Raw genomic sequence first — 24034 nt, forward strand, 5'->3', positions numbered from 1 at the left:
GGCCTCTCTTTGTTGTGTGCGTGCCCGAAAACGTGCGGCGATGGTAACGGATGGGCGCCAACCTGCAAGGGGCGTCAGTGCAATTGCGCTTCGGCCAGGGTGGCTGTCCCGGGAATCAGTGTGGCATCCCAATGGCCGATACCCCAGTCGAGCACCTCTCGCGGCGTGCCCTGTTCCAGTGCGACGGGCGGGCGTTGTCCCAGTGTCCGCAGGGCGCGCATCAGCAAGGGCGTTGCCTGGTCGGCCGCGAGGGGTGGCGAACGGTAGGATTTGCCGAGCTTGTGGCCGTCCGGCTGGATGATCAGCGGCACGTGCAGGTAACGCGGCTGCGGCAGCCCGAGCAGTTCCTGCAGGTACAGCTGGCGTGGCGTGGAGTCCAGCAGGTCGGCGCCGCGGACGATATCGGTCACCCCTTGCCAGGCGTCATCCAGCACCACCGCCAGTTGGTAGGCGTAGAGCCCGTCGCGGCGGCGGATCACGAAGTCGCCGACCTCACGGCCCAGGTGCTGCTGGAACGGGCCTTGGACCCGGTCCTCGAAGCGATAGCTCAGCTCCGGTACGCGCAGGCGGATGGCGGCATTGTCGATGCCGTGGCCGAGGTTGCGACACAAGCCCGGGTAGATCCCCTGATAGGGCTCCAGGTCCTTGCGCGAGCAGGTGCAAGCGTAGGCCAGGCCCTGGCTGAACAGGCGCTCCAGGACCTGGGCATAAGCGTGATGGCGTTCGCTCTGGCGGACCAGCGCGCCGTCCCATTCGAAGCCGTAGCGTTGCAGGGTATCGAGGATCGACGCCTGGGCGCCGGGCTCTTCGCGGGGCGGATCGAGGTCTTCCATGCGCAGCAGCCAGCGTCCGCCGACCGAGCGCGCATCGAGGTACGAGGCCAGGGCGGCGACCAGCGAACCGAAATGCAGGTGGCCGCTGGGCGTGGGGGCGAAGCGGCCGATATAGGCGGGAGTGGCAGTCATGGTTCGGATATTACTGGAAAACCCGTAGGCGATAGACTGCGCCGGCGGCGCAAACGAAAACGGAGCGTGTGCACGCTCCGTTTGCTCAGGTATCGGCGGGGATTACTTGCCGACCTGTTTTTCCTTGATTTCCGCCAGGGTCTTGCAGTCGACGCACATGTCGGCGGTCGGTCGGGCTTCCAGCCGGCGGATGCCGATCTCGACGCCACAGGACTCGCACCAGCCATACTCTTCGTCTTCGATGAGCTGCAGGGTCTTGTCGATTTTCTTGATCAACTTGCGCTCGCGGTCGCGGGCGCGCAGTTCGAGGCTGAACTCTTCTTCCTGGCTGGCACGGTCGGCCGGGTCAGGGAAGTTCGCCGCTTCGTCCTTCATATGATCAACGGTGCGGTCGACTTCATGCATCAGTTCCTGCTTCCATTTCTGCAGGATCTTGGTGAAGTGCTTGCGCATGGGCTCGCCCATGTACTCCTCGCCCTTGCTTTCAACATAGGGTTCGAAGCCGCCGATCTTTGGCTCAGTGCTTTGCTGCTTTGCTTGGGTGGGCATGAATGGACCGCCTCTACTCTTCTAATCCATTGCGCAGGATTTCAACTTCACCGACACCTGCCGGCCCTGCGGCTGCAAGCGGGCGAACTTACCAGATCGAATCGGGGTGCGCTACTCCCGGTTGTCGAGGCTGGACTTGGCGAGCCGAACGTCGTGACTGAACGCCCCTCTTGTAGGCACGAGCTTGCTCGCGATGGTCGTCATCGATAACGCCAGGGGCCTGATACCCAGCGGTGTGCCATCGACCTTCGCGAGCACGCTAGCTCCTACAGCGGGACAATGTATGCCGAATGGAAGGCGTCAGCTTCATGAAGCAATGATTAATTGTTTATTTTAGCCAATCTTGCCGGGAGCGTCGGATGCTTTAAACATTCCAGTGCGGCCGAGGTTGGGTAGAATCGCTTTATCGCCCATTCCCCTGTCAAATCAAGGAAGGCCAATGTCTCAGCACTACAGTGCGCGCAGCCGCGCGATCGAACCCTTTCATGTGATGGCCCTGCTGGCGCGCGCCAACGAATTGCAGGCGGCCGGGCATGATGTGATCCACCTCGAGATCGGTGAGCCGGACTTCTCCACGGCCGCGCCGATCATTCGCGCCGGCCAGGCCGCGCTGGAGTCTGGCCAGACCCGTTACACGGCGGCGCGCGGGCTGCCGCAATTGCGCGAGGCGATCGCGGGCTTCTATCAGCAGCGCTACAAGCTGGATATCGATCCACAGCGTATTTTGATCACCCCGGGCGGTTCCGGTGCCTTGCTGTTGGCCACCAGCTTGCTGGTGGACCCCGGCAAACATTGGCTGCTGGCCGATCCGGGCTATCCGTGTAACCGGCACTTCCTGCGTTTGGTCGAGGGGGCCGCGCAGCTGGTGCCGGTCGGTCCGGAGGTACGCTATCAGCTCACCGCCGACCTGGTGGCCCGTCACTGGGATCAGGACAGTGTCGGTGCCCTGGTGGCATCGCCGGCCAACCCCACCGGGACCCTGCTGACGCGGGACGAGCTGGCGGCGCTGTCGGCGGCGGTCAAGGAGCGTCATGGCCATCTGGTGGTGGACGAGATCTATCACGGCCTGACCTACGGTTGCGATGCGGCGAGCGTGCTGGAAGTCGATGACAGCGCCTTCGTGCTCAACAGCTTCTCCAAGTACTTCGGCATGACCGGCTGGCGGCTCGGCTGGCTGGTGGCGCCGCCGGAAGCCGTGGCGGACCTGGAAAAGCTCGCGCAGAACCTCTATATCAGCGCGCCGAGCATGGCCCAGCATGCGGCGTTGGCGTGTTTCGAGCCGGCGACCCTGAGCATTCTCGAAGAGCGTCGGGCCGAGTTCGGTCGCCGTCGCGACTTCCTCCTGCCGGCGTTGCGCGCGCTGGGTTTCGGCATTGCCGTGGAGCCCCAGGGGGCTTTCTACTTGTACGCCGATATCAGCGCGTTCGGCGGCGATGCCTTCGCGTTCTGCCGTCACTTCCTTGAAACCGAACACGTGGCCTTTACTCCGGGACTGGACTTCGGTCGTCACCTGGCCAGCCATCATGTGCGGTTTGCCTACACCCAGAGCCTGCCGCGACTGGAACAGGCGGTGGAACGGATTGCCCGGGGCCTGCGGAGCTGGCAAGGCTGATGGATTTTTCTCCTGCCCTCGAAGAAGGTCGTCTGATCCAGCGCTACAAACGCTTCCTGGCGGATATCGAAACCGCCTCCGGCGAGTTGCTGACCATTCACTGTCCCAATACCGGTTCGATGCTCAATTGCATGGTCCCGGGCGGGCAGGTCTGGTTCAGCCGCTCCAGCGATCCCAAGCGCAAGTTGCCCGGCACCTGGGAAATCGGCGAAACCCCACAGGGGCGGCTGGCCTGCGTAAATACCGGGCGGGCCAACCCGTTGGTCGAGGAAGCGCTGCGCGCCGGGCTCATCCGCGAGCTGGACGGTTTCACCGGCTTGAAGCGTGAGGTGGCCTACGGCCAGGAGAACAGCCGGATCGATTTTCGCCTCGACTATCCGACGGGCTCGGCGTTCGTCGAAGTCAAAAGCGTCACCCTCGGCTTTGATGGCACGGCGGTGGCGGCGTTTCCGGATGCGGTGACCCAGCGCGGCGCCAAGCATTTGCGCGAGTTGGCCTGCCTGGCGCGCGAAGGTGTGCGTGCGGTGCAGTTGTATTGCGTGAACCTGACCGGCATCGAGGCGGTACGGCCGGCCGAGGAGATTGACCCGGGCTATGCCGCGGCCCTGCGCGAGGCGGTGGCGGCCGGGGTCGAGGTGCTGGCCTATGGGGTGAGCCTGACGCCGCGGGCGATCCGCGTCGATCGTCGTTTGCCGGTGCTGCTCTAGCGGCTCACGGCGTCAGCCAGATGCCCTGGGCGTTCTCGGTGCAGGATATGGCTACCAGTGACTGCCCGGCACAAGGCCCGGCCACGCACTCACCGCTTTCGATCAGGAACAGCGCGCCATGGGTGGCGCACTGGATCAGGCTGGCGCTGGGGTCGAGAAACTGGTCGGGGCGCCACTCCAGGGCAATGCCGCGGTGCGGGCAGCGGTTCTGGTAGACGTAGACCCGGCCATCACGGCGCACGGCCAGCAGCGGCCGACCGTCGACTTCAAAACCACGGCTGCTGTTGTCGGCCAGGCTGTTCGAGTCGCAGAGAAACTTCATCGTGATCCTTGGGGTTGGGTGGCGTGGGATGTTTCTTGTTCTAGTGTGAGCCGAGTCTTTGTCTTTGGCTGAGATATGCCCCGGCGAAGGCGAGTCCTTTATTGTGGCTCCCATAACGTATTTCGCGCCATCCGGCTGCCCAGTCCTGTGAAGGTGGGCACGGACGCTCGTCACGGTTATGCAACGACTCGGGTTGGGAGTGAAGATGAAGCAGATGAACGAAGCTGATCAACAACTGGCACGCCAGGCCATTGGCCTGCTCGACTTGACCTCGCTGGGTGGCGACGACGATGCCGAGCGCATCATTTCGCTGTGCCAGCGGGCACAGACACCGTTCGGCCCGGTGGCGGCGGTGTGCGTGTTTCCACGTTTCGTCGGCCTGGCGCGGCGGTCCCTCGATATCCTCGGCGGGCAGGCGATCCGGGTCGCCACGGTGGTCAACTTCCCCCACGGCGGGCCGAATGTCGCCGCGACGGTTGCCGAAACCCTGGAGGCGCTCGCCGCCGGCGCCAATGAGGTGGACCTGGTCTATCCGTACCGCTCATTGTTGATGGGCGATGTGCAGACCGGCATAAGCATGGTCTCCGCCTGCCGTGACGCCTGCGCGGGCCGTGCCCGGCTCAAGGTGATCCTGGAAACCGGCGAACTGCGCGATCCGCAGATGATCCGCCAGGCCAGCCAGGACGCGATTGCCGCCGGGGCCGATTTTCTCAAGACCAGTACCGGCAAGGTCCTGGTCAATGCCACCGAGCAGGCCGTGCGCATCATGCTTGAAGCCATTGCCGAGCGTGGCGGACTGGTGGGGCTGAAGGCCTCCGGTGGTATCCGCACGTTCGACGATGCGCGGACCTATATCGAACTGGCACGCGCGCGTTTCGGGTCGGCCTGGGTCAACGCCGATCACGTGCGGCTCGGCGCTTCGGGGCTGCTGGATGAGTTGCTCGGGAAATTGCAATGCTCGCTGGCGCCCGAGGTCGGGGAGGCCTGAAGGGCTGGATTGCCGGCTTTTCCAGCAGGCAAAAAAAGACCCGGCAAAAAGCCGGGTCAATAACCGTGATTAGCCTGATGAGGAGATAATCCGGGAGTCCGAACCAGGGCCTTCCAGAAAATCCAACCGATCTCGCGATCAGTTGTGGTAATCATAACGATTCTCATTTCTAAGTCAATGTGTTTTTATCGACCGTTCGTCCGCGGCACCGCGGCGGACGGTTGGGCGCGGTAGCAACGGTTCAGCGCGGTGTGCCGATGGCGCTCAGGCGCGTGACTTCCTTGTTCAGCAGATCGATGCGCCGGGCCATGCTCTCGATCAGGCTGTGGGCGATGCGCGGGTTGCTCTGGGTCAGGCTGAGGAATTGCTCCTTGGGGATCAGCATGACCGTGCAAGGCTGGCTGGCGATCACGCTGGCGCTGCGTTTTTCGCCGGTGAATACTGCCATGGCGCCGAAAATCTCATCCTTGGGCACGTCGCCGACCTTGTGCCCGTCGACAAAGGCCTCGGCATGTCCGTCGGTAATGATGAAGACATGGTCGGCATCGTCGCCCTGGCGGATCATCACCTCGCCGCTGGCCACCTGCTGGAAGCCGTTGCTGCTGCGAAACTCCGGCTGTTTCAGGCGGGTGACGGCATCGGAGAGCAGGGCGGTCTGGCCGATCAGGTAGCGCAGTAGCGCTTCGGCGCGGCTTTCGTCGGCGTAGATATGGGCGAAGAGCTCGCTGCGCCGATAGGGGATCAGGCGCAGTGGGTTGTCGCTGCTCAACACGCAGCGCGGCCAGTCGATGCCCTGGCGCAAGCCGACCAGGTCGCCTTCGTGCAAATAGAACAGCGCGCGCTCATCGACCCGGGCGTGCAGCAGGCCGCTGTCGATCAGGAATACCTGATCGGAGGGCAGCAAGGCACCGAGGTCAGCGATTTGCTCAAGCTCAAGTGGGGGCGCGCAGGGGGTCATGCCTTTGAGCAGTTGCGCCGGGATTGCCTGCAGGCGATTGATCAGTTCATCGGCGTAGGCCGGTTGCTCCCCAAGTAAATACATGCCAAACCTGCGAAATCAGTTTTTGTGACGCGACGATATCGCTTCCAACTGTTTATTCAAGGCTTCTTTGCGTTCTTGAGGGATATCGTTCCAGTGAATGTCCATCAAGGCCCCCTCGATCGCATACAGCAGGACTTTTGAGGCCCGGAATCCGCGGGTTCGTACCGCGCGGTAGGCATCCACCGCTCCCAATCGACGCAAATCCGATGCGCTGTGGATACCCACCGCGTGCAGCCATTGCGCCGAGGTCTTGCCAAGGTTTTTCAGGTGTTGCAGTTCATCGTTCATCAAGCCTCCTTGCGACGGCCGAACGCTGCGTGGACGAGAATAGGCAAGCCTGAAAGGAGTGTAGCGGTCAGCAGGAAAAGCGTGGTTCTTTGCTCGGCGCTGGTGCAAATGCTTCTAAGCCGCAGCTTTCGCCCATGCGGGCTCGCGGAGCGGGGACGCTACGCATAGGGAAAAGTTGTACAGCGGGAGCGTTATCCCGGTCGTGGGCAAGCAGCAGATGACAGGTGCTGCCGCCATTCGCGAGTCCGCGCCCGCAGGGCTAGGCGTTGTAGCGCAAGCGTGTACCGAACTGCATCGACATGAGAATCTCGGCCGGGCTCAGTTCCACCGGAAAATAAGCGCCGGAAATCTGTGCATGGGCCACGCTGGCACCGGCCAGGATGGATTTCTGCAGGTCCACGCCACGCAGGTCGGCGGAGCGGAAATAGGCATCGGTGAAGTCGATCCCCTCGGCATTCAGTTCGCGCAGGTCGAGGCCGCGGAAGTCACCGCCGCGCATATCGATCGGACCGTCCTTGGGACGTGCCTTGTTGAAGCCGGCGATGTCATCCTTGTGCAGCAGGGCGAACAAGGGTGAGTCGAGCAACTTGGGATGGCTCATGGGACGTCTCCTGTTGGTTTTATGGCGCCAGTATAATGCCACTATGTTTCAGCCGTGAAGCACTTGCGACCCCACGGCTGAAATAGTTTTTACAGGCCCGGCAGGCGCTGGCGAATCTGCTCGACCAGGGCGTCGAGGCTCCCGCTTTCGTGGGTTTCGACGCGCTTGGTGCGCAGTACTTCATCGGCGCCCAGGGCTTCGCGGCTGGCTTGCTGGGCGGCGATCACTTGCAGTGTAGCGTCGGATGGATCGACGGCATCGGCCTGACGCCGCGCCAGCCAGCTTTCGATCACCGCTTGCGGGGCGTTGCAGTCGAGGATCAGGCACGGCGCGCCGGTGGCTTCGGCGACCCGGGCGGCGGCGTCGCGTTGCTCGCGCTTGAGGTAGGTGGCGTCGATCACCACCGGGAAGCCGGCGCGCAGCACGCTGTCGGCGAGTTCATGCAGGCGCTGATAGGTGCTCACGCTGGCGTCGCGGCTATAGATGCCGTCGCCGACGCTGTTCTCGACCGCCTGTTCGCCGAACAGGCGTTTGCGCTCGACATCCGAACGCAGGCGCACGGCCCCCAGGGCTTCCACCAGGCGCAAGGCGACGTGGCTCTTGCCGACGGCGGAGACGCCGCTGGTGATCGCCAGGAAGCGCGAAGGAATGGTGCTGTAGCTTTCCGCCAGGTTGGCGTAGTTGCGGTACTGGCGCATGCTGCTGGCGCGTTGTACCGGATCTTCGGCCGACATGCTGAACAGCGCGACCTTGGCGCGCACCAGGGCGCGATAGGCTTTGTAGAAGTTCAGCAGCGCCAGGCCCTGGTAGTCGCCGGTCAGCTCCAGGTACTGGCTGATAAAGCGCCGGGCCAGGCTCTTGAGGCCACGGTCTTCAAGGTCCATCGCGAGGAAGCCGGTGTCGGCGTAGACGTCGGTGAAGCGGAAGGGTTCGTTGAACTCGATGCAGTCGAAGATCACCACCTTGCCGTCGATGAGGGTGGCGTTGCCCAGGTGGATGTCCCCGTGGCATTCGCGAATGAAACCCTCGGCCTTGCGCTTCAGCAGCAGCGGCTTGAGGCGTTCGAAGCTGGTTTCGGCCCAGGCTTGCAGGGCGTCGAGTTGCAGCAGGTCGGCTTTTTCGTTGAGGAACGGGCGGATCTGTTCGAAGTTCTGCCGGACCGGGTCCATGACCGCTTCCGGGGTGCCCTGATAGTGGTCTTTCGGCACTTCGGGGGCGTTCTGGTGGAACGCGGCGATCTGTTGGGCCATTGCATCGATGTGCGCGGCGGTCAGTTCGCCGTTGGCCTGCAGGGTGCTCAGTAGCTGGCTTTGCGGGAACTGGCGCATTTTCAGCGCGTATTCGATGGCCGGGCCGCTGCCGCCGAGGACCGGGGCCTCGGCGCTGCCGGTGATCGGCAGGACTTCCAGGTACAGGTCGTGGGTCAGGCGCTGGTTGAGGCGCAATTCTTCCGCGCAAAAGTGTGCGCGCCCGCTCAGTTCGGTGAAGTCGAGGAAACCGAAGTTGACCGGCTTCTTGATCTTGTAGGCATAGGGCCCGGTGAGCAGGACCCAGGAGATATGGGTTTCGATAACCTGGAAAGCCTCCACCGGATGGGGGTAGAGGGCCGGGTTTTGCAGGGCGGTAATCAGGGACTGGCTCACTGGCGATCCTTCAGGGGGCGGTAAATTCAAGGCGGTCATTATGGCCGCTGGAGGCTCAGGTGCAAACCGCCGGACGTACATGTTGAACATCAATAAAGTGCGTATAATCCGCCGCCATGACTCGTACCCGATCCCCCCGTTCCCGCGCTAAATCCAAACCTCCCGCCGGCCGCCTGCGGCCCTGGCTTGGCTGGGCGATCAAGCTCAGCCTGGTGGGCCTCGTCGTCCTGGCCGGCTTTGCCGTCTACCTCGACGCCATCGTGCAGGAGAAATTCTCCGGCAAGCGCTGGACCATTCCGGCCAAGGTCTATGCCCGGCCGCTGGAGCTGTTCGTCGGCCAGAAGCTGAGCAAGGACGACTTCCTCACCGAGCTCGATGCCCTCGGCTATCGTCGCGAAGCCGTGGCCAACGGCCCCGGGGCGGCGGCGGTCAGCGGCAATAGCGTGGACCTGAACACCCGTGGCTTCCAGTTCTATGAAGGCATGGAGACGGCCCAGCCGGTGCGGGTGCGCTTCTCCGGCGACTATGTGACCGAGCTGTCCTCGCTCAACGGTTCGAAGCTCTCGGTGGTGCGCCTGGAGCCGCTGCTGATCGGCGGCCTGTACCCGAAGAGCCTCGAAGACCGCATCCTGATCAAGATCGACCAGGTGCCGCCGTACCTGCTCGACACCCTGGTCACGGTCGAGGACCGGGATTTCTATCACCATTTTGGCGTCTCGCCCAAGTCGATTGCCCGGGCCATCTGGGTCAACACCTCGGCCGGGCAGATGCGCCAGGGCGGCAGTACCCTGACCCAGCAGTTGGTCAAGAACTTCTTCCTGACCAACGAGCGCAGCCTGAGCCGCAAGCTCACCGAGGCCATGATGGCCTTGTTGCTGGAGCTGCATTACGACAAGAAAGAGATTCTCGAGGCCTACCTCAACGAGGTCTTTATCGGCCAGGACGGCCAGCGCGCGGTGCACGGCTTCGGCCTGGCCAGCCAGTTCTTCTTCAGCCAGCCCCTGGCGGAGCTGAAGCTGCATCAGGTGGCCTTGCTGGTGGGCATGGTCAAGGGCCCGTCCTACTACAATCCGCGACGTTACCCGGAGCGGGCGCTGGAGCGGCGTAACCTGGTGCTCGACCTGTTGGAACAGCAGGGCGTGGCAACTGCCGAGCAAGTCGCGGCGGCGAAGAAGATGCCGCTGGGGGTGACCGCCCGCGGCAGCCTGGCGGACAGCTCGTTCCCCGGCTTCCTTGACCTGGTCAAGCGGCAACTGCGTGAAGACTACCGCGACGAAGACTTGACCGAGGAAGGCTTGCGCATCTTCACCAGCTTCGACCCGATCCTGCAGATGAAGGCCGAAGCCTCGGTCAACGACACCTTCAAGCGCCTGGCCGGGCGCAAGGGCAGTGACGATATCGAGGCCGCCATGGTGGTGACCAACCCGGAAACCGGTGAGGTCCAGGCCATGATCGGCAGTCGCCAGGCCAGCTTTGCCGGGTTCAACCGGGCGCTGGACGCGGTACGCCCGGTGGGGTCGCTGATCAAGCCGGCGGTGTATCTGACGGCGCTGGAGAAACCCAGCCAGTACACGCTGACCAGTTGGCTGTCCGACGAAGCCTTTTCGGTGAAAGGTGCCGACGGCCAGATCTGGAAGCCGCAGAACTACGACCGGCGTTCCCACGGCACGATTTTCCTCTATCAGGGCCTGGCGCACTCCTACAACCTGTCGACCGCTCGACTGGGCCTGGAGGTCGGCGTGCCGAATGTCCTCAAGACCCTCGGTCGCCTTGGTGTCACCCGCGAGTTCCCGGCCTTTCCTTCGATGTTGCTGGGGGCCGCGAGCATGACTCCGATGGATATCGCGACCATGTACCAGACCCTGGCCAACGGCGGCTTCAACACGCCGATGCGCGGTATTCGCAGTGTCCTGACGGCCGAGGGCCAGCCGCTCAAGCGTTATCCGTTCCAGATCCAGCAGCGCTTCGACGCGGGCTCGATCTACCTGATCCAGGCGGCCATGCAGCGGGTGATGCGCGAAGGTACCGGGAGCGGGGTTTACAATGTCCTGCCCAAGACCCTGACCCTGGCTGGCAAGACCGGTACCAGCAACGACTCGCGCGACAGCTGGTTCGCCGGTTTCGGCCAGGATCTGCTGGCGGTGGTCTGGCTCGGGCGCGATGACAACGGCAAGACGCCATTTACCGGGGCCAGCGGTGCCTTGCAGGTCTGGACCAGCTTCATGCGCAAGGCCGACCCGCTGCCACTGGACATGCCGCAGCCGGATAACGTGGTCCAGGCCTGGGTCGATCCGCACAGCGGGCAAGGCTCCGATGCCAATTGCCCGGGCGCGGTGCAGATGCCGTATATTCGCGGCAGTGAACCGGTGCCTGGCGCTTCGTGCGGTGGCGCGGCCCCCGCGCCGGCCACCGAAGTGATGGATTGGGTCAAGGGCTGGTTGAATTGAGCGAAGAGGGTTTGACGTGAACAAGTGGTGGATTCCAGCTTTTGCAGCGCTGACCGTACTGGGTGGTTGTTCCAGCGTGCCACGGGGTTCGATCCCGGTGGTTGATTCGGGGACCGCGGTCTCCAACAACGAGCGGATCTCGTCCACTGGCGGGTTCCGCAAGAGCGTGGTCAAGGGGCCGGTGCCGAACCAGACCCAGGCGGTCCCGCAGGATTCCGGCGTGGTGGTGATGATTCCGGGCGGCGGGGCGACCAGCTCGGCGCCGATCAGTACCGAACCGTTCACGCCGGGGCCGATTACCCCGGGGCCGGCGAACAGCACGCCGATCCAGGCCGTGCCGGGTGACTCGGGTGCCTATAATCAAGGCACGTACACCCCGCCGGTCACTCAGGGCAGCTACAACATGCCGAGCCCGGTGGCGCCGAGCGGTGTTCCGTCGAACAACAACAGTGGCCTGTCCGCCGATGAACAGCTGGACGGCCCGGTGCTGGCATTGTTGACCACCGCCCAGCAGCAGCAATCCAGTGGCGATCTCAATGGAGCCTCGTCGAGCCTTGAACGTGCCCAGCGCGTGGCACCCCGTGAACCGCAAGTGCTTTATCGGCTGGCTCAGGTGCGCATGGCCCAGGGCGATGCGCCGCAGGCCGAGCAGTTGGCCCGGCGCGGCCTGAGCTTCGCCAGCGGACGTCCGGACCTGCAAGCCAACCTCTGGGGCATCATCGCCCAGGCGCGGAGCAAGCAGGGTGATGCCGCCGGTGCCGCCCAGGCGCAACAGAAGGCCAAGGTCGGTTACTGATGGATGCGCGTTTTCCATTGATCGCCGAGCAACTCCTGCTGATCGAGCGGGAGCTGCGGCTCCAGGGCTGCTGGGATGAGCTGCCACCCAGTGCCGAGGCCCTGGCCAGTGTCGAGCCTTTCAGCGTCGATACGCTGGAGTTCGAGCAGTGGCTGCAGTGGATCTTCCTGCCGCGGATGAAGATGATCCTCGAGGAGGACCTGCCGCTGCCCAATGCTTCCGGGATTCTGGCCATGGCGGAAATGGTCTATGCCCAGCGGCCGGGGCAGGGGCGGGGCTTGCAGCGCTTGCTGGCGCAGTTCGACCGGTTGATTGCCGAGACCCGCTGACCTGTAGGAGCCGGCTTGCCGGCGATAAGGCCCTTGAGGCCTGCATCGATCTTCCGGTAGTCATCGCCGGTAATCCAGCTCCCACGGTTACGAGCAGTTTTCCTCGACGGCCTTGCGTGTCTCCAGCAGGCGCGTCTGGCGTTCTTCTTCGGTCAGGCGGCGCACTTCGCCATTGATCTCTTCACGTACCCGTGCATTGTTTTCCAGTTGTGCCAGGTTGGTCCGCGCTTTCTCGCAATAGGCCTTGCGCAGCACTTCCTGGTCGGCAATCTGCTTCTTGACCTTGGCATCCACGGCCTTCTGGTCACCCACCGGCGTGCTCGCGGGCACCGCCGGGCGCGGCGGCGGCGCGGGGACGCTGCCGATCGCCGGGGTCACCACGGTCGCCGCTTGGCCGGCTGGCGGCTGTGCATCGAAATGCGTCTGGCCCTGGGCATCGACCCATTTGTAGATCTGCCCGGCCTGGCACAGCGGGCTCAAGGCGAGCAGCAGGCCCGTTATCAGAATGCTTCTACGCATCAGGTTTCCTTGTCAGACAATGCGATAAGCAACGTAGCACATTCCCTCGGGAAAGGTTTTCTTGTGCGTTGTCATGCGCTTAGTTCGAAGAAAGCGCACAAGATGACTTGACTTGGGCCGGGCGAATCAGAACAATCCAAAGTCCGCTGTAGAGGGACTGCCAGAAGCAGGCCCACTCGGCAGATCATGAGGCGCACATCCGCGCCGACCTGTTACACCCGCAACGCGTTACCTCGCGCTGGGTGGGAAACCCCCGCAACATTCTGGGGCGCTCCCAATACTTGCTCAGTCAGTGCTGACGTAGTCGGCGACCACCGTCGCTCATGCTCTGCTGGGAAGTAAACCTATTAAGACCCGTCTCCAGTGTGTGGACGGTATTCTGGCGTTTTAGAGGTGAACAACGTGGAGCTTTTATCTGGCGGTGAGATGCTCGTCCGCTTTTTGCGTGACGAAGGCGTCAAGTACATCTACGGGTACCCGGGTGGTGCTCTCCTTCATGTCTACGATGCCCTGTTCAAAGAACCGGACGTGACCCACATCCTGGTCCGTCATGAGCAGGCCGCGACCCATATGGCCGACGGCTACGCCCGTGCCACCGGTAAGGCCGGCGTGGTCCTGGTGACTTCCGGTCCTGGCGCAACCAATGCCATTACCGGTATCGCCACGGCGTACATGGACTCCATTCCGATGGTGATCATCTCCGGCCAGGTGCCGAGCACCCTGGTCGGTACCGATGCGTTCCAGGAAACCGACATGATCGGTATTTCCCGGCCGATCGTGAAGCACAGCTTCATGATCAAGCACGCCTCGGAAATCCCGGAAGTCATGAAGAAGGCGTTCTACCTGGCGCAATCCGGTCGTCCTGGTCCTGTCGTTGTCGATATCCCGAAAGACATGACCAACCCGGCCGAGAAGTTCGAATACATTTTCCCGAAAAAAGCCAAGCTGCGTTCCTACAGCCCGGCGGTGCGTGGCCACTCCGGCCAGATCCGCAAGGCGGCGGAGATGCTCCTGGCGGCCAAGCGTCCGGTGCTCTACTCGGGCGGCGGCGTGATCCTCGGCGGTGGCTCCGCGCCGCTGACCGAGCTGGCCAAGATGCTCAACCTGCCGGTGACCAACACCCTGATGGGCCTCGGGGCCTACCCGGGTACCGACCGGCAGTTCGTCGGCATGCTCGGCATGCACGGCAGCTACACCGCCAACCTGACCATGCACCATGCCGATGTGATCCTGGCCGTGGGCGCGCGTTTCGATGACCGGGTAATCAACGGCCCATCGAAGTTCTGCCCGAACGCCAAGATCATCCACATCGACATCGACCCGGCATCGATCTCCAAGACCATCAAGGCAGACGTGCCTATCGTTGGGCCGGTGGAGAGCGTGCTGAGCGAAATGGTCGCGACCCTCAAGGAAATCGGCGAGACCCCGAACAAGGAGTCGGTGGCCAGCTGGTGGAAGCAGATCGACGAATGGCGCGGTGATCGCGGCCTGTTCCCGTATGACAAGGGCGACGGCAGCATCATCAAGCCGCAGACCGTGATCGAGACCCTGTGCGAAGTGACCAAGGGCGATGCCTTTGTCACCTCCGACGTGGGCCAGCACCAGATGTTCGCGGCGCAGTACTACAAGTTCAACAAGCCCAACCGCTGGATCAACTCCGGCGGCCTGGGCACCATGGGCTTTGGTTTCCCGGCCGCCATGGGTGTGAAACTGAGCTTCCCGGACGCCGACGTCGCTTGCGTCACTGGCGAGGGCAGCATCCAGATGAACATCCAGGAGTTGTCGACCTGCCTGCAGTACGGCCTGCCGGTGAAGATCGTCAGCCTGAACAACGGCGTGCTCGGCATGGTCCGCCAATGGCAGGACATGAGCTACGGCAGCCGTCACTCGCACTCGTACATGGAATCGCTGCCTGACTTCGTCAAGCTGGTCGAAGCCTACGGTCATGTCGGTATCCGGATCACGGATCTGAAAGACTTGAAGCCGAAGATGGAAGAAGCGTTCGCGATGAAGGATCGCCTGGTGTTCCTCGATATCCAGGTCGACACCAGCGAGCACGTCTATCCGATGCAGATCAAAGACGGCTCCATGCGCGATATGTGGCTGAGCAAGACGGAGCGTACCTAATATGCGGCACATCATTTCCCTGCTTCTGGAAAACGAACCTGGCGCTCTGTCCCGTGTGGTTGGCCTGTTTTCACAACGCAACTACAACATCGAAAGCCTGACCGTGGCCCCGACCGAAGACCCGACCCTGTCGCGCCTGACGTTGACCACCGTGGGGCATGACGAGGTCATCGAACAGATCACCAAGAACCTGAACAAGCTGATCGAAGTGGTCAAGCTGGTGGACCTCTCGGAAAGCGCTCACATCGAGCGCGAACTGATGCTGGTCAAGGTCAAGGCCACCGGTGCCCAGCGCGCCGAGATCAAACGCACCACCGATATCTATCGCGGGCAGATCGTCGATGTCAGCGCCAGCGTTTATACCGTGCAACTGACCGGTACGAGCGACAAACTGGACAGCTTCATCCAGTCGATCGGGACGGCCTCGATTCTGGAAACCGTACGTAGCGGCGTCACCGGGATTGCCCGTGGCGACAAAGTACTGAGCATCTAACTCAATTAATTAATTTAGCGAATGGCCTGAACGGCCTGGATATAAAGGGGAATTTCATGAAGGTTTACTACGATAAAGATTGCGACCTGTCGATCATCCAGGGCAAGAAAGTCGCCATCATCGGTTACGGCTCCCAGGGTCACGCGCAAGCCTGCAACCTGAAAGACTCCGGCGTTGACGTGACTGTCGGCCTGCGCAAAGGCTCGGCCACTGTTGCCAAGGCTGAGGCCCATGGCCTGAAAGTGACCGACGTGGCCAGCGCCGTTGCCGCTGCCGACCTGGTCATGATCCTGACCCCGGACGAGTTCCAGTCCGCGCTGTACAAGAACGAAATCGAGCCGAACATCAAGAAAGGCGCCACCCTGGCCTTCTCCCACGGCTTCGCGATCCACTACAACCAGGTGGTGCCGCGCGCCGACCTCGACGTGATCATGATCGCGCCGAAGGCTCCTGGCCACACCGTGCGTTCCGAGTTCGTCAAGGGCGGCGGTATCCCTGACCTGATCGCGATCTACCAGGACGCCTCGGGCAACGCCAAGAACGTCGCACTGTCCTACGCCGCCGGCGTTGGTGGCGGTCGTACCGGCATCATCGAAACCACCTTCAAGGACGAGACTGAAACCGACCTGTTCGGCGAACAAGCCGTTCTCTGCGGTGGTACCGTCGAACTGGTCAAGGCCGGTTTCGAAACCCTGGTTGAAGCTGGCTACGCGCCAGAAATGGCCTACTTCGAATGCCTGCACGAACTGAAGCTGATCGTTGACCTCATGTACGAAGGCGGTATCGCCAACATGAACTACTCGATCTCCAACAACGCCGAATACGGCGAGTACGTGACCGGCCCTGAAGTCATCAACGCCGAATCCCGCCAGGCCATGCGCAACGCCCTGAAGCGCATCCAGGACGGCGAATACGCGAAGATGTTCATCAGCGAAGGTGCTACCGGCTACCCGTCGATGACCGCCAAGCGTCGCAACAACGCCGCGCACGGCATCGAGATCATCGGCGAGCAACTGCGTTCGATGATGCCGTGGATCGGCGCGAACAAGATCGTCGACAAAGCCAAGAACTGAGTCGACGCTCAACCGGTTGCTTGGCCCCCTCGGGGCTGGGCGCCGGTACAGGCTGCACACAAACGCCCCGACTTGTCGGGGCGTTTTGTTTTGTCACACAAAGCTCTTGTGTCAGATGTTGAACATTCCAGGCAAAGGACGTAATTTGCTTACATGTAAGATTTTTCGGAGGACCGATGCCCCGTAAAAAAGCAGCGGATGACAAGCCCCTCACGGGTGAGAAATCGTCATCACCGGCCAAGCCCAAGACCACCGCCGACTACGTTCGCGATATGCGTACACGTCTGCGCGACGCCGGGCTGGTGAAACGGGAATTCTGGATTCTTCCCGAGAATGCGACCGCCCTGCGGGGTATCGAAAAGGCGTTACGCCAGCCCTTCCTGGGTGAACGGATCAAACTGGAGGCTTTCATGACTGAGAACATCAACTGGACGATCAACTCGCTGCACAAGGCGCTGTCGGAGCTGGAGGTCGTGTCCAGTGGCGAGATTGTGCTGACCCTCGCCGAAAACGCCGAGCAGAGCATCAAGCTGAGCATGACCGAGTTCGGCGACCTGCCACTCTACCTGGCGGTGTCCGGCGACCAGATCCTGGTGGACGCGACCCTGGTTGAAGTGAGCCGGGTCAAGGACCCGGTGGTCTTCAACAGCCTGGTACTACGCAGCCGCGACCTGTTCCCGCTGTCCTCCGTGGGCATCGAGCGGGTCGGCGACGGCACCGAGGTCTACTGCATGTTCGGCGCGCTGAGCGCGGCTTCCACGATCACCGTGATCGTCCAGGAGATTTTCACCCTGGCCGAGAACGTGATTCGTGCGGTGGAAGCCTTTGAAGACCACATCCACGTTTAATGAAGTCCCCAAGGAGTTTTCGATGAGTATCTGGAAGAAAGTCATAACGGCCATTCGTGGTGGTGTTTCCGAGGTCGGTGAGACCATCGTCGACGCCAACGCCATTCGCATCCTCGAGCAGGAACAGCGCGACGCCGAAAATGCCGTGGCCAAGGCCAAGAACGGCCTGGTGGACATCAAGGCGCGCTACAAACTGTCGCAACAGCGACTCGACGGCCTGAACAACGACATCGCCAACTGGGAAGGCAAGGCCATGGCCGCGCTGGACAAAGGCTCGGAAAGCCTGGCCGGCGAGTGCGCCAACAAGGTGGCCGAGATCGAGGCCCAGCGCGACCAGGAGAAACTCCTGGCCGATCAGTTCGGCGCCCAGGTCGAGATGCTGCATGCCCAGGTGATCAAGGCGGAAAACCAGATCAAGGGTTTGAAGCAGCAGGTCGAGATGGCCAAGGCCCGCGAGACGGTCCAGCAGGCCCGCGTCGCCACGGCGGCTGCCACCGGCGGGGCGAATGGCAAGTTGGAAACGGCGGTCGGTTCGCTGGCGCGGATCAAGCAGCGCCAGGATGAACGCGACGCCAAGCTGGATGCGGCGCAGGAATTGGCTGACGAGTCCAATGGCGGCGATCTGGAACGTCGCCTGCAGGAAGCCGGTATCGGCGCCAAGTCGGGCAGCGGCAGTGACGTGCTGGCGCGCCTGAAGGCCCGGCAGAATCCTGGCTCGGGCCAGTAAGTTGCGGTCACGGGGCAAGCGCGTGAGCGCCTTGCCCTTTTTGCCGTCTGAAAAACCGCTTGGGTAGTGCATTGTCGCGACAGCAAGGAGAGACACGATGAGTTGGATCAAGCGCGCCATGGGATTCGAGGCGCCGACGCCTGCCGCGGGCACGACCCCGCTAGCGCCGGGCAATCCCCTGGGATTGGCCTCGGGGCGGATGCTGTGCCTGGATCGTTCCTTGAGGCTGTTGCTTGAAGGGCAGTCCCATGTAGTGGTACCCGATGACGAGAAAGTCTGGGCGGTGGGCGATATCGATCTCGGGCAGTCGATGCGCTTGCAGCGGTTTTACCTCGACAACGAGGATTACTTCCTGCAAGTGGTCATGGACGGTCCCGCGGCCGAGGATATCCAGGACCTGATCCTGTTCGGCTACCACGATGTCACCACGATCAACAGCAAGGAACAATTGCTGCAACTGACCGGCCCGAATGCGAAGATCGGCATGCCGCTCTACGAGCTCGAGGGCGAGGAGTATGCCCGGCAATGGGGCGGCGAAGACGGGCAGACCGAACTCACGCCGATGCAGGAGTGGGTCAAGAGCCCGGACGGCGCCTACTCGATCAGGCACCTGAGCATGCTCTATGCGCGCGAGATCGGCCTGCTCAACCGCCGGGAATTCCTGCTTTTTTCGGTCGAGGAAGACGAAGAGGGGGTGATCACCCTGTCCACCGCTGTTGGCGTGACGCTGCAAATCACCGATATCGAAGTTCTCTGACAAGGAAATCATCATGCTTGAAGCGCTGCGCCTATCGCTCAACGCCACCGCGGTATATGGCTTCATCCTCTATATGGCGGTGGCGGCTGTCCTGTTCGTGTTGTTCCAGTTCATCTATACCCGCCTGACACCGCACAAGGAGTTTGCCCTGATCCGCGAGGGCAATACCGCCGCGGCGATTGCGCTGGGCGGTTCCATGGTGGGTTTTGCCCTGCCGGCCAGCAATATCATTGCCAACAGCATCAGTGTCGTCGACGTCGTCGTCTGGGTGTTGATCGCAGCCGTGGTGCAGTTGCTGGCGTTTGCCGTGACCAGCCTGGTGCTCAAGGGGCTGTCGGCGCGTATCGTGCGCGGTGAGTTGGCGGCGGCGATCTATTCGGCGTCGGTGGCCATCAGTGTCGGGTTGCTGAATTCGGCCTGCATGACGCCGTCGACCTGAGCCCAGGGCAAGGATAAGGATCATTCGATGAGAACCCGTAGCTCCGTAAAACTGTTGCTGGCCGGTACCTTCCCGTTGGCGCTTTCTGCTTGTGGTGCGTCCCAGGACACCGTTGCCGTCAACACGAAGAGCAACTTCAAATCGGTCGAGGAGTGCGTGGCGGCGAAAGTGCCGGTGGAGGTCTGCTCCGACGCCTTCATGCAGGCGCTGGCCGATCACCGGCGTATCGCGCCGACCTATGACGACCAGGCCTCCTGCGACAGCGACTTCGTTCCCGGCTATTGCCAGGTCACCCCGGACGGCAAGTACATGCCAAAGATGGGCGGTTTCGAGCTGGCGATGTCTGGCGATGTGCCACGCAAGGACCTTGAACAGGCCCAGCAGGCAGCCGCGCAGTCGGGCAATGGTGGCGGCGGTGGGAGTGGCGGTCTGCTGACCGGGTTGTTGCTGGGCAATCTGCTCAGCAACAGCGGTGGCGGCGGGCGCTACTATTCCCAACCGATCTACGACAGTCGCGACAATCGCGGTAGCTATGGTAGTTCGACGCTGTCGCAGCAGATCGAGCAGGGCAAGTCGTTCAGCCGTTCGACCCAGGCCCGCAGCAGTTCCACCAACACCTACACCCCGGCGACCCTCGGCAAGAGCCTGGGCAGCGGTTCTGGCTCGGTGTCCTCGACGGTCTCGCGCGGCGGTTTCGGTAGCCAGGCGACCGCGCGCAGCGGCTGGGGCGGCAAGAGCAGCGGCATCTTCAGTTCCGGTGGTTGAGGGGAGCGGGCAGGGTGAAAAAAATCGGTATCGAAGAGCGCCCCTACTGGCGTGAACGCGTCGAGCGCGAAGGTTTTGCTTTCCACACCATTGGTGGCGAGCGCTATTGGGATGAGCGCGGTTATTACCTGTTCACCGAAGAGCAGGTCAGCCGCGACCTGGAAGCGCCGACCAAGGCATTGCATGACCTGTGCCTGGATGTGGTCGAGCGCGTCGTTGACAGCGAAGAGCTGCTGGCGAGCCTGGCCATACCGCCGGCGTTTTTCGATCTGGTCCGCGACTCATGGAAGCAAGGGCATCCGCATTTGTACGGACGTTTCGACCTGGCGTATGACGGCAGCGGTCCGGCCAAGTGCCTGGAAGCCAATTACGACACGCCTACCAGTCTGCTCGAAGCCGGCTCCGTGCAGTTGCTCTGGCTTGAGGAGCAGATCGCCCGGGGGGGACTGCCGGCGCAGGCGAATCAGTTCAACACCATTGCCGAGGATCTGGTCAGGGCCTTCGCCGCGTTTCCGCCCGGCGGGGCGTTCTACTTCTCGGCCATGTCGGGTTCGCAGGAGGATCGCGGAACCACCGACTTCCTGCGCAAGATGGCCGCGCATGCGGGGATCGAGGCGCGGCATATCGACATCGAGGATATCGGCCTCACCGCCCAGGGCCGCTTTGTCGACCTGGACGGGCGCTGGATCGAGCGGTTGTTCAAACTGCATGCCTGGGAGCATATCTTCCATGAGGAGTTCGGCCAGGCCGTGTCCGGCTGTGATACCCAGTTTGTCGAACCAGCGTGGAAAGCCATTGTCAGTAACAAAGGCATATTGCCGCTGCTGTGGAAATTCCACGAAGGCCATCCCAACCTGCTGCCTGCCTACGTCGACCAGAATCCGCAGCGACCGGTGCCCAGGGGCTGGGTGCGCAAACCGTTCTTTTCCCGCGAGGGGGCGAACATCGAGATCCGTACCGGCGATAATCAGGTGGTGGTCGAAGATGGGCCTTACACTGATGCGCCTTACATCCTGCAGGCGTTTTCCCCGTTGCCGAAGTTCGGCGACAGCTACACCGTGATCGGTTCATGGGTGGTGGGGGATGTCGCGGCCGGGATCGGTATTCGCGAAGACGACAGCCTGATTACCAGGGACAGCAGTCGATTCCTGCCCCACGTTGTCCTGGGCTGATCGACCTGTCTATCCCGGGTTTTTCCGCAGGTCGGGGCGCTTCTGGTATAAAGCGGGATCGTTTTGCGGTCCCAGAGCGGTCGCCGAGTGCTGTTGAAACCATTCATTTAGCTGCAAGGTAATGTCATGACTGAACGTCCCGAAGAGCCTGGTCAGGGCTCCGACGCCGAAAGCCTGCTGCCCATCGACGAACATGTCGAAGAAGGGCATGACGCCAACGGCCAGAAAGTCCGCCATCGCGGTATCTATCTGTTGCCGAACCTGTTCACCACCGCGAACCTGTTCGCCGGTTTCTACGCCATCATCAGTGCGATGAGTGCGCAGAGTGCCGCGAGTGCCGGGGACCCGGCGGGGGCGAGCAAGTATTTCGCGTTTTCCGCCATCGCGATCTTCGTTGCCATGGTGCTCGACGGCCTCGACGGGCGCGTGGCGCGCATGACCAATACCCAGAGTGCTTTCGGCGCCGAGTATGACTCGCTGTCCGATATGGTCGCCTTTGGTGTCGCCCCGGCACTGTTGGCATTCGGCTGGGCGCTGGGGGATATGGGCAAGGTCGGCTGGATGGTCGCCTTCATCTATGTGGCCGGCGCGGCGTTGCGTCTGGCGCGCTTCAATACCCAGGTCGGGACTGCCGACAAGCGCTACTTCATCGGCCTGGCCAGCCCGGCGGCGGCTGGGGTGGTGGCGGGTACGGTATGGGCATTCAGCGACTATGGGATCCAGGGTTCGAAGATGTCGTTCCTGGTGGCCTTGCTGGTGGCGGCGGCCGGGATGCTGATGGTCAGCAACATCAAGTACAACAGCTTCAAGGAGCTGGATCTCAAGGGGCGCGTGCCGTTTGTGGCGATTCTCGCCGTGGTTCTGGTGTTCGCCGTGGTGTTCAGCGATCCGCCGCGCATCCTGTTGCTGATTTTCCTCGCCTATGCGGCCTCGGGTCCCATCCAGTACCTGTTGCATCTTCGTCGGCACAAAGCAGGCGAGTGATGTAATTTCCCGCGGACTCCGTAGTCTATTGGTGCATCAGTCCTCCAATGCTACGGAGTTGCCATGCTCATCAAGCTTCCCAAGCGATCCGATTGCCAAGAATCGGATATCACCCCCGAATCCCTCTATTTCTCCCGTCGTGCAGTACTCGGTGCCTCCGTTGCCGCGCTGGCGATCGGCAGTCTGCCGCGTTGGTCCGGTGCCGCCGAGGCGGCGCGTTATGCCGAAGTGGAGGCGGGAAACGCGCCGTCCTGGTTTAGCGGGAAGCTGGCCGAGACTAAATGGGGCGCCGTGACGGTCAAGGGGGAGGCGATTACCCCGTACAAGGATGCGACCCACTACAACAACTTCTATGAGTTCGGTACCGACAAGGGCGATCCGGCGCAGAACGCCGGCAGCCTGAAAACCGAACCCTGGTCGGTGGTGGTGGATGGTGAAGTCGGCAAGCCGGGACGTTATGCCCTGGAAGACTTCATGAAGCCTTACCAGTTGGAGGAGCGGATCTATCGGCTGCGCTGTGTCGAGGCCTGGTCCATGGTGATTCCCTGGATCGGCTTCCCCATCTCGGCGTTGCTCAAGCAGGTCGAGCCGACTTCGAAGGCCAGGTACATTCGCTTCGAAACCCTGCAGGACCCCAAGAGCATGCCGGGCCAGCGCTCCGGATTTGCCCTGATTGACTGGCCCTATGTGGAAGGCTTGCGGCTGGACGAGGCGATGAACCCCTTGGCAATTCTGGCGGTGGGCATGTATGGGCGGGAACTGCCGAATCAGAACGGCGCGCCGTTGCGTCTGGTGGTGCCGTGGAAGTATGGGTTCAAGAGTGTGAAATCCATTGTCCGCATCAGCCTGGTGGAAGAGCAGCCCAAGACCACCTGGCAAAGCATTGCCTCGGATGAGTATGGCTTCTATGCCAATGTGAATCCCACCGTCGACCATCCGCGCTGGACCCAGGCCCGGGAGCGGCGTTTGCCCAGCGGACTGCTCAGTCCCAATGTGCGCGAGACGCAGATGTTCAACGGCTACTCGGATGAGGTTGCCTCTTTATATAGTGGCCTGGATCTGCGGAAGAACTACTGATGCGCTATCCGTTCTGGCGTGTGGGCGTCTTCATTGCGATGGCGATCTGGCCGTTGCTCTGGTTGTATCAGGCCTGGAGCCTGGCCCTGGGGCCGGATCCGGGAAAGGTCATGGTTGATCGGTTGGGCTTGGGGACGCTGGTTCTGTTGCAGGTGACCTTGGGCATGACGCCATTGCAGAAACTCAGTGGCTGGCCGGGCTGGATCGCGGTGCGACGCCAACTGGGTTTGTGGTGTTTTGCCTATGTGGTCCTGCATCTGGCGGCTTACCTGGTGTTCGTACTCGGATTGGACTGGTCGCAGTTGGTTGTCGAGTTGCGCAAGCGGCCTTACATCATTGTCGGGGCGTTGGGTTTTCTCGCTTTGTTGGCGCTTTCGGTGACGTCGAACCGTTACAGCCAGCGTCGCCTGGGTACGCGTTGGAAGAAGTTGCACCGGCTGGTCTATGTGATTCTCGGGTTGGGGCTGCTGCATATGTTGTGGATCGTGCGGGCTGATCTGAAGGAGTGGACGGTGTATGCCGCTATCGGTGCGTTGCTGTTGGTGTTGCGTATCCCTGTGGTGGCGCGTCGAATTCCTCGCCTGGTGGCAAAAAAGCCGCTCTCCACAACAACGCGGTCCCTGTAGGCGCCGGCTTGCGGGTGATGGCGTCCTTGAGGCCGCTAAAAGCTTCGCGGAGCTTGTCGGATCGCCGCACCGCCGCGAAGGCGCCAGTTCAGGCACCGCAAAACCCGGGTTTTCACACTGTTTTTGACCTTTATGACT

At 62.2% G+C, this 24034-nt stretch carries 26 protein-coding genes; 18 read left to right on the forward strand and 8 right to left on the reverse strand.

All coding sequences use genetic code 11. The features are described 5' to 3' along the window. Window positions 1-74: 74 nt before the first annotated feature. Entirely contained in the window at window positions 75-965 is an 891-nt protein-coding gene (gene gluQRS, locus M5B96_RS08065; protein WP_248796154.1) for a tRNA glutamyl-Q(34) synthetase GluQRS, read from the reverse strand. A gap of 102 nt (window positions 966-1067) precedes the next feature. Continuing rightward, a complete protein-coding gene (gene dksA / locus M5B96_RS08070) occupies window positions 1068-1514 on the reverse strand; it encodes an RNA polymerase-binding protein DksA (RefSeq protein WP_100939578.1) in 447 nt (148 codons plus the stop codon). 439 nt (window positions 1515-1953) lie between these two features. On the opposite strand from dksA, the gene M5B96_RS08075 reads away from it, so the two are divergent. Both M5B96_RS08075 and sfsA read left to right on the forward strand, forming a co-directional pair. Continuing rightward, entirely contained in the window at window positions 1954-3126 is a 1173-nt protein-coding gene (locus M5B96_RS08075) for a pyridoxal phosphate-dependent aminotransferase (protein ID WP_248796155.1), read from the forward strand. Then, window positions 3126-3833, forward strand: coding sequence for a DNA/RNA nuclease SfsA (gene sfsA / locus M5B96_RS08080; protein WP_248796156.1), 708 nt, complete (start codon window positions 3126-3128; stop codon window positions 3831-3833). Before M5B96_RS08075 ends, sfsA begins: the two co-directional genes overlap by 1 nt. A 4-nt stretch (window positions 3834-3837) precedes the next feature. Here the strand turns inward: sfsA and M5B96_RS08085 are convergent, their stop codons facing one another. Beyond that, entirely contained in the window at window positions 3838-4155 is a 318-nt protein-coding gene (locus M5B96_RS08085) for a Rieske (2Fe-2S) protein (protein ID WP_248796157.1), read from the reverse strand. 205 nt (window positions 4156-4360) lie between these two features. Here M5B96_RS08085 and deoC point away from each other — a divergent pair, with 205 nt between their 5' ends. Beyond that, window positions 4361-5143 (forward strand): deoxyribose-phosphate aldolase, encoded by a 783-nt coding sequence (gene deoC / locus M5B96_RS08090; protein ID WP_248796158.1) that lies wholly within the window; start codon window positions 4361-4363, stop codon window positions 5141-5143. Between the two features lie 241 nt (window positions 5144-5384). Here deoC and M5B96_RS08095 read toward each other — a convergent pair whose 3' ends face one another. The 4 genes from M5B96_RS08095 to M5B96_RS08110 all read right to left on the reverse strand — a co-directional run bounded on the left by M5B96_RS08095 (window position 5385) and on the right by M5B96_RS08110 (window position 8717). Further along, a complete protein-coding gene (locus M5B96_RS08095; RefSeq protein ID WP_248796159.1) occupies window positions 5385-6185 on the reverse strand; it encodes a Crp/Fnr family transcriptional regulator in 801 nt (266 codons plus the stop codon). A 15-nt stretch (window positions 6186-6200) separates the two neighbouring features. Continuing rightward, window positions 6201-6473 (reverse strand): TfoX/Sxy family protein, encoded by a 273-nt coding sequence (locus M5B96_RS08100; RefSeq protein ID WP_177090230.1) that lies wholly within the window; start codon window positions 6471-6473, stop codon window positions 6201-6203. Window positions 6474-6732: 259 nt separating this feature from the next. After that, window positions 6733-7074, reverse strand: a complete 342-nt coding sequence (locus tag M5B96_RS08105; RefSeq protein WP_248796160.1) for a pentapeptide repeat-containing protein — start codon at window positions 7072-7074, stop codon at window positions 6733-6735. 89 nt (window positions 7075-7163) lie between these two features. Beyond that, window positions 7164-8717 (reverse strand): AAA family ATPase, encoded by a 1554-nt coding sequence (locus M5B96_RS08110; protein WP_248796161.1) that lies wholly within the window; start codon window positions 8715-8717, stop codon window positions 7164-7166. Window positions 8718-8833: 116 nt separating this feature from the next. Between M5B96_RS08110 and mrcB the strand changes: the two genes are divergently transcribed. Genes mrcB through M5B96_RS08125 form a run of 3 tightly spaced genes read left to right on the forward strand, consistent with a single transcriptional unit; the run spans window position 8834 to window position 12289 of the window. Then, entirely contained in the window at window positions 8834-11164 is a 2331-nt protein-coding gene (gene mrcB / locus M5B96_RS08115; protein WP_248796162.1) for a penicillin-binding protein 1B, read from the forward strand. 16 nt (window positions 11165-11180) lie between these two features. After that, the gene (locus tag M5B96_RS08120; RefSeq protein WP_248796163.1) at window positions 11181-11960 is read left to right on the forward strand and encodes a tetratricopeptide repeat protein; all 780 of its coding nucleotides are present in this window, start codon (window positions 11181-11183) and stop codon (window positions 11958-11960) included. After that, complete coding sequence (locus M5B96_RS08125; RefSeq protein WP_248796164.1) at window positions 11960-12289, forward strand: YqcC family protein; 330 nt, start codon at window positions 11960-11962, stop codon at window positions 12287-12289. Before M5B96_RS08120 ends, M5B96_RS08125 begins: the two co-directional genes overlap by 1 nt. Window positions 12290-12376: 87 nt before the next feature. On the opposite strand, the gene M5B96_RS08130 is transcribed toward M5B96_RS08125, so the two are convergent. Beyond that, window positions 12377-12808 carry a DUF4124 domain-containing protein gene (locus M5B96_RS08130; protein WP_248796165.1) on the reverse strand — a complete coding sequence of 144 codons (432 nt, stop codon included), beginning with the start codon at window positions 12806-12808 and terminating at the stop codon, window positions 12377-12379. 402 nt (window positions 12809-13210) lie between these two features. On the opposite strand from M5B96_RS08130, the gene M5B96_RS08135 reads away from it, so the two are divergent. The 12 genes from M5B96_RS08135 (at window position 13211) to msrQ (ending at window position 23896) form a co-directional block, all read left to right on the forward strand. Further along, a complete protein-coding gene (locus tag M5B96_RS08135; protein WP_248796166.1) occupies window positions 13211-14935 on the forward strand; it encodes an acetolactate synthase 3 large subunit in 1725 nt (574 codons plus the stop codon). A 1-nt stretch (window position 14936) separates the two neighbouring features. Then, the gene (ilvN, locus tag M5B96_RS08140; RefSeq protein WP_003176102.1) at window positions 14937-15428 is read left to right on the forward strand and encodes an acetolactate synthase small subunit; all 492 of its coding nucleotides are present in this window, start codon (window positions 14937-14939) and stop codon (window positions 15426-15428) included. A gap of 56 nt (window positions 15429-15484) precedes the next feature. After that, window positions 15485-16501, forward strand: coding sequence for a ketol-acid reductoisomerase (gene ilvC, locus M5B96_RS08145; protein ID WP_003212125.1), 1017 nt, complete (start codon window positions 15485-15487; stop codon window positions 16499-16501). Window positions 16502-16677: 176 nt separating this feature from the next. Then, window positions 16678-17349, forward strand: coding sequence for a YjfI family protein (locus tag M5B96_RS08150; RefSeq protein ID WP_248796167.1), 672 nt, complete (start codon window positions 16678-16680; stop codon window positions 17347-17349). Between the two features lie 22 nt (window positions 17350-17371). Then, complete coding sequence (locus tag M5B96_RS08155; RefSeq protein WP_248796168.1) at window positions 17372-18076, forward strand: PspA/IM30 family protein; 705 nt, start codon at window positions 17372-17374, stop codon at window positions 18074-18076. Between the two features lie 97 nt (window positions 18077-18173). After that, window positions 18174-18833 (forward strand): DUF2491 family protein, encoded by a 660-nt coding sequence (locus M5B96_RS08160; RefSeq protein WP_248796169.1) that lies wholly within the window; start codon window positions 18174-18176, stop codon window positions 18831-18833. 13 nt (window positions 18834-18846) lie between these two features. Beyond that, window positions 18847-19272: a DUF350 domain-containing protein gene (locus M5B96_RS08165; protein ID WP_248796170.1), complete on the forward strand. Its 426-nt coding sequence runs from the start codon at window positions 18847-18849 to the stop codon at window positions 19270-19272. A 27-nt stretch (window positions 19273-19299) separates the two neighbouring features. Beyond that, window positions 19300-20037: a DUF1190 domain-containing protein gene (locus tag M5B96_RS08170; RefSeq protein ID WP_248796171.1), complete on the forward strand. Its 738-nt coding sequence runs from the start codon at window positions 19300-19302 to the stop codon at window positions 20035-20037. 14 nt (window positions 20038-20051) lie between these two features. Beyond that, entirely contained in the window at window positions 20052-21209 is a 1158-nt protein-coding gene (locus tag M5B96_RS08175; RefSeq protein WP_248796172.1) for a glutathionylspermidine synthase family protein, read from the forward strand. A 126-nt stretch (window positions 21210-21335) separates the two neighbouring features. Beyond that, a complete protein-coding gene (pssA, locus tag M5B96_RS08180) occupies window positions 21336-22193 on the forward strand; it encodes a CDP-diacylglycerol--serine O-phosphatidyltransferase (RefSeq protein WP_191489653.1) in 858 nt (285 codons plus the stop codon). 63 nt (window positions 22194-22256) lie between these two features. Beyond that, the gene (msrP, locus tag M5B96_RS08185; protein ID WP_248796173.1) at window positions 22257-23270 is read left to right on the forward strand and encodes a protein-methionine-sulfoxide reductase catalytic subunit MsrP; all 1014 of its coding nucleotides are present in this window, start codon (window positions 22257-22259) and stop codon (window positions 23268-23270) included. Next, the gene (gene msrQ / locus M5B96_RS08190; RefSeq protein ID WP_248796174.1) at window positions 23270-23896 is read left to right on the forward strand and encodes a protein-methionine-sulfoxide reductase heme-binding subunit MsrQ; all 627 of its coding nucleotides are present in this window, start codon (window positions 23270-23272) and stop codon (window positions 23894-23896) included. Before msrP ends, msrQ begins: the two co-directional genes overlap by 1 nt. Window positions 23897-24034 lie beyond the last annotated feature (138 nt).

Origin of the sequence: Pseudomonas sp. MWU13-2105, assembly GCF_023242315.1 — a bacterium.
Classification (GTDB): Bacteria; Pseudomonadota; Gammaproteobacteria; order Pseudomonadales; family Pseudomonadaceae; genus Aquipseudomonas.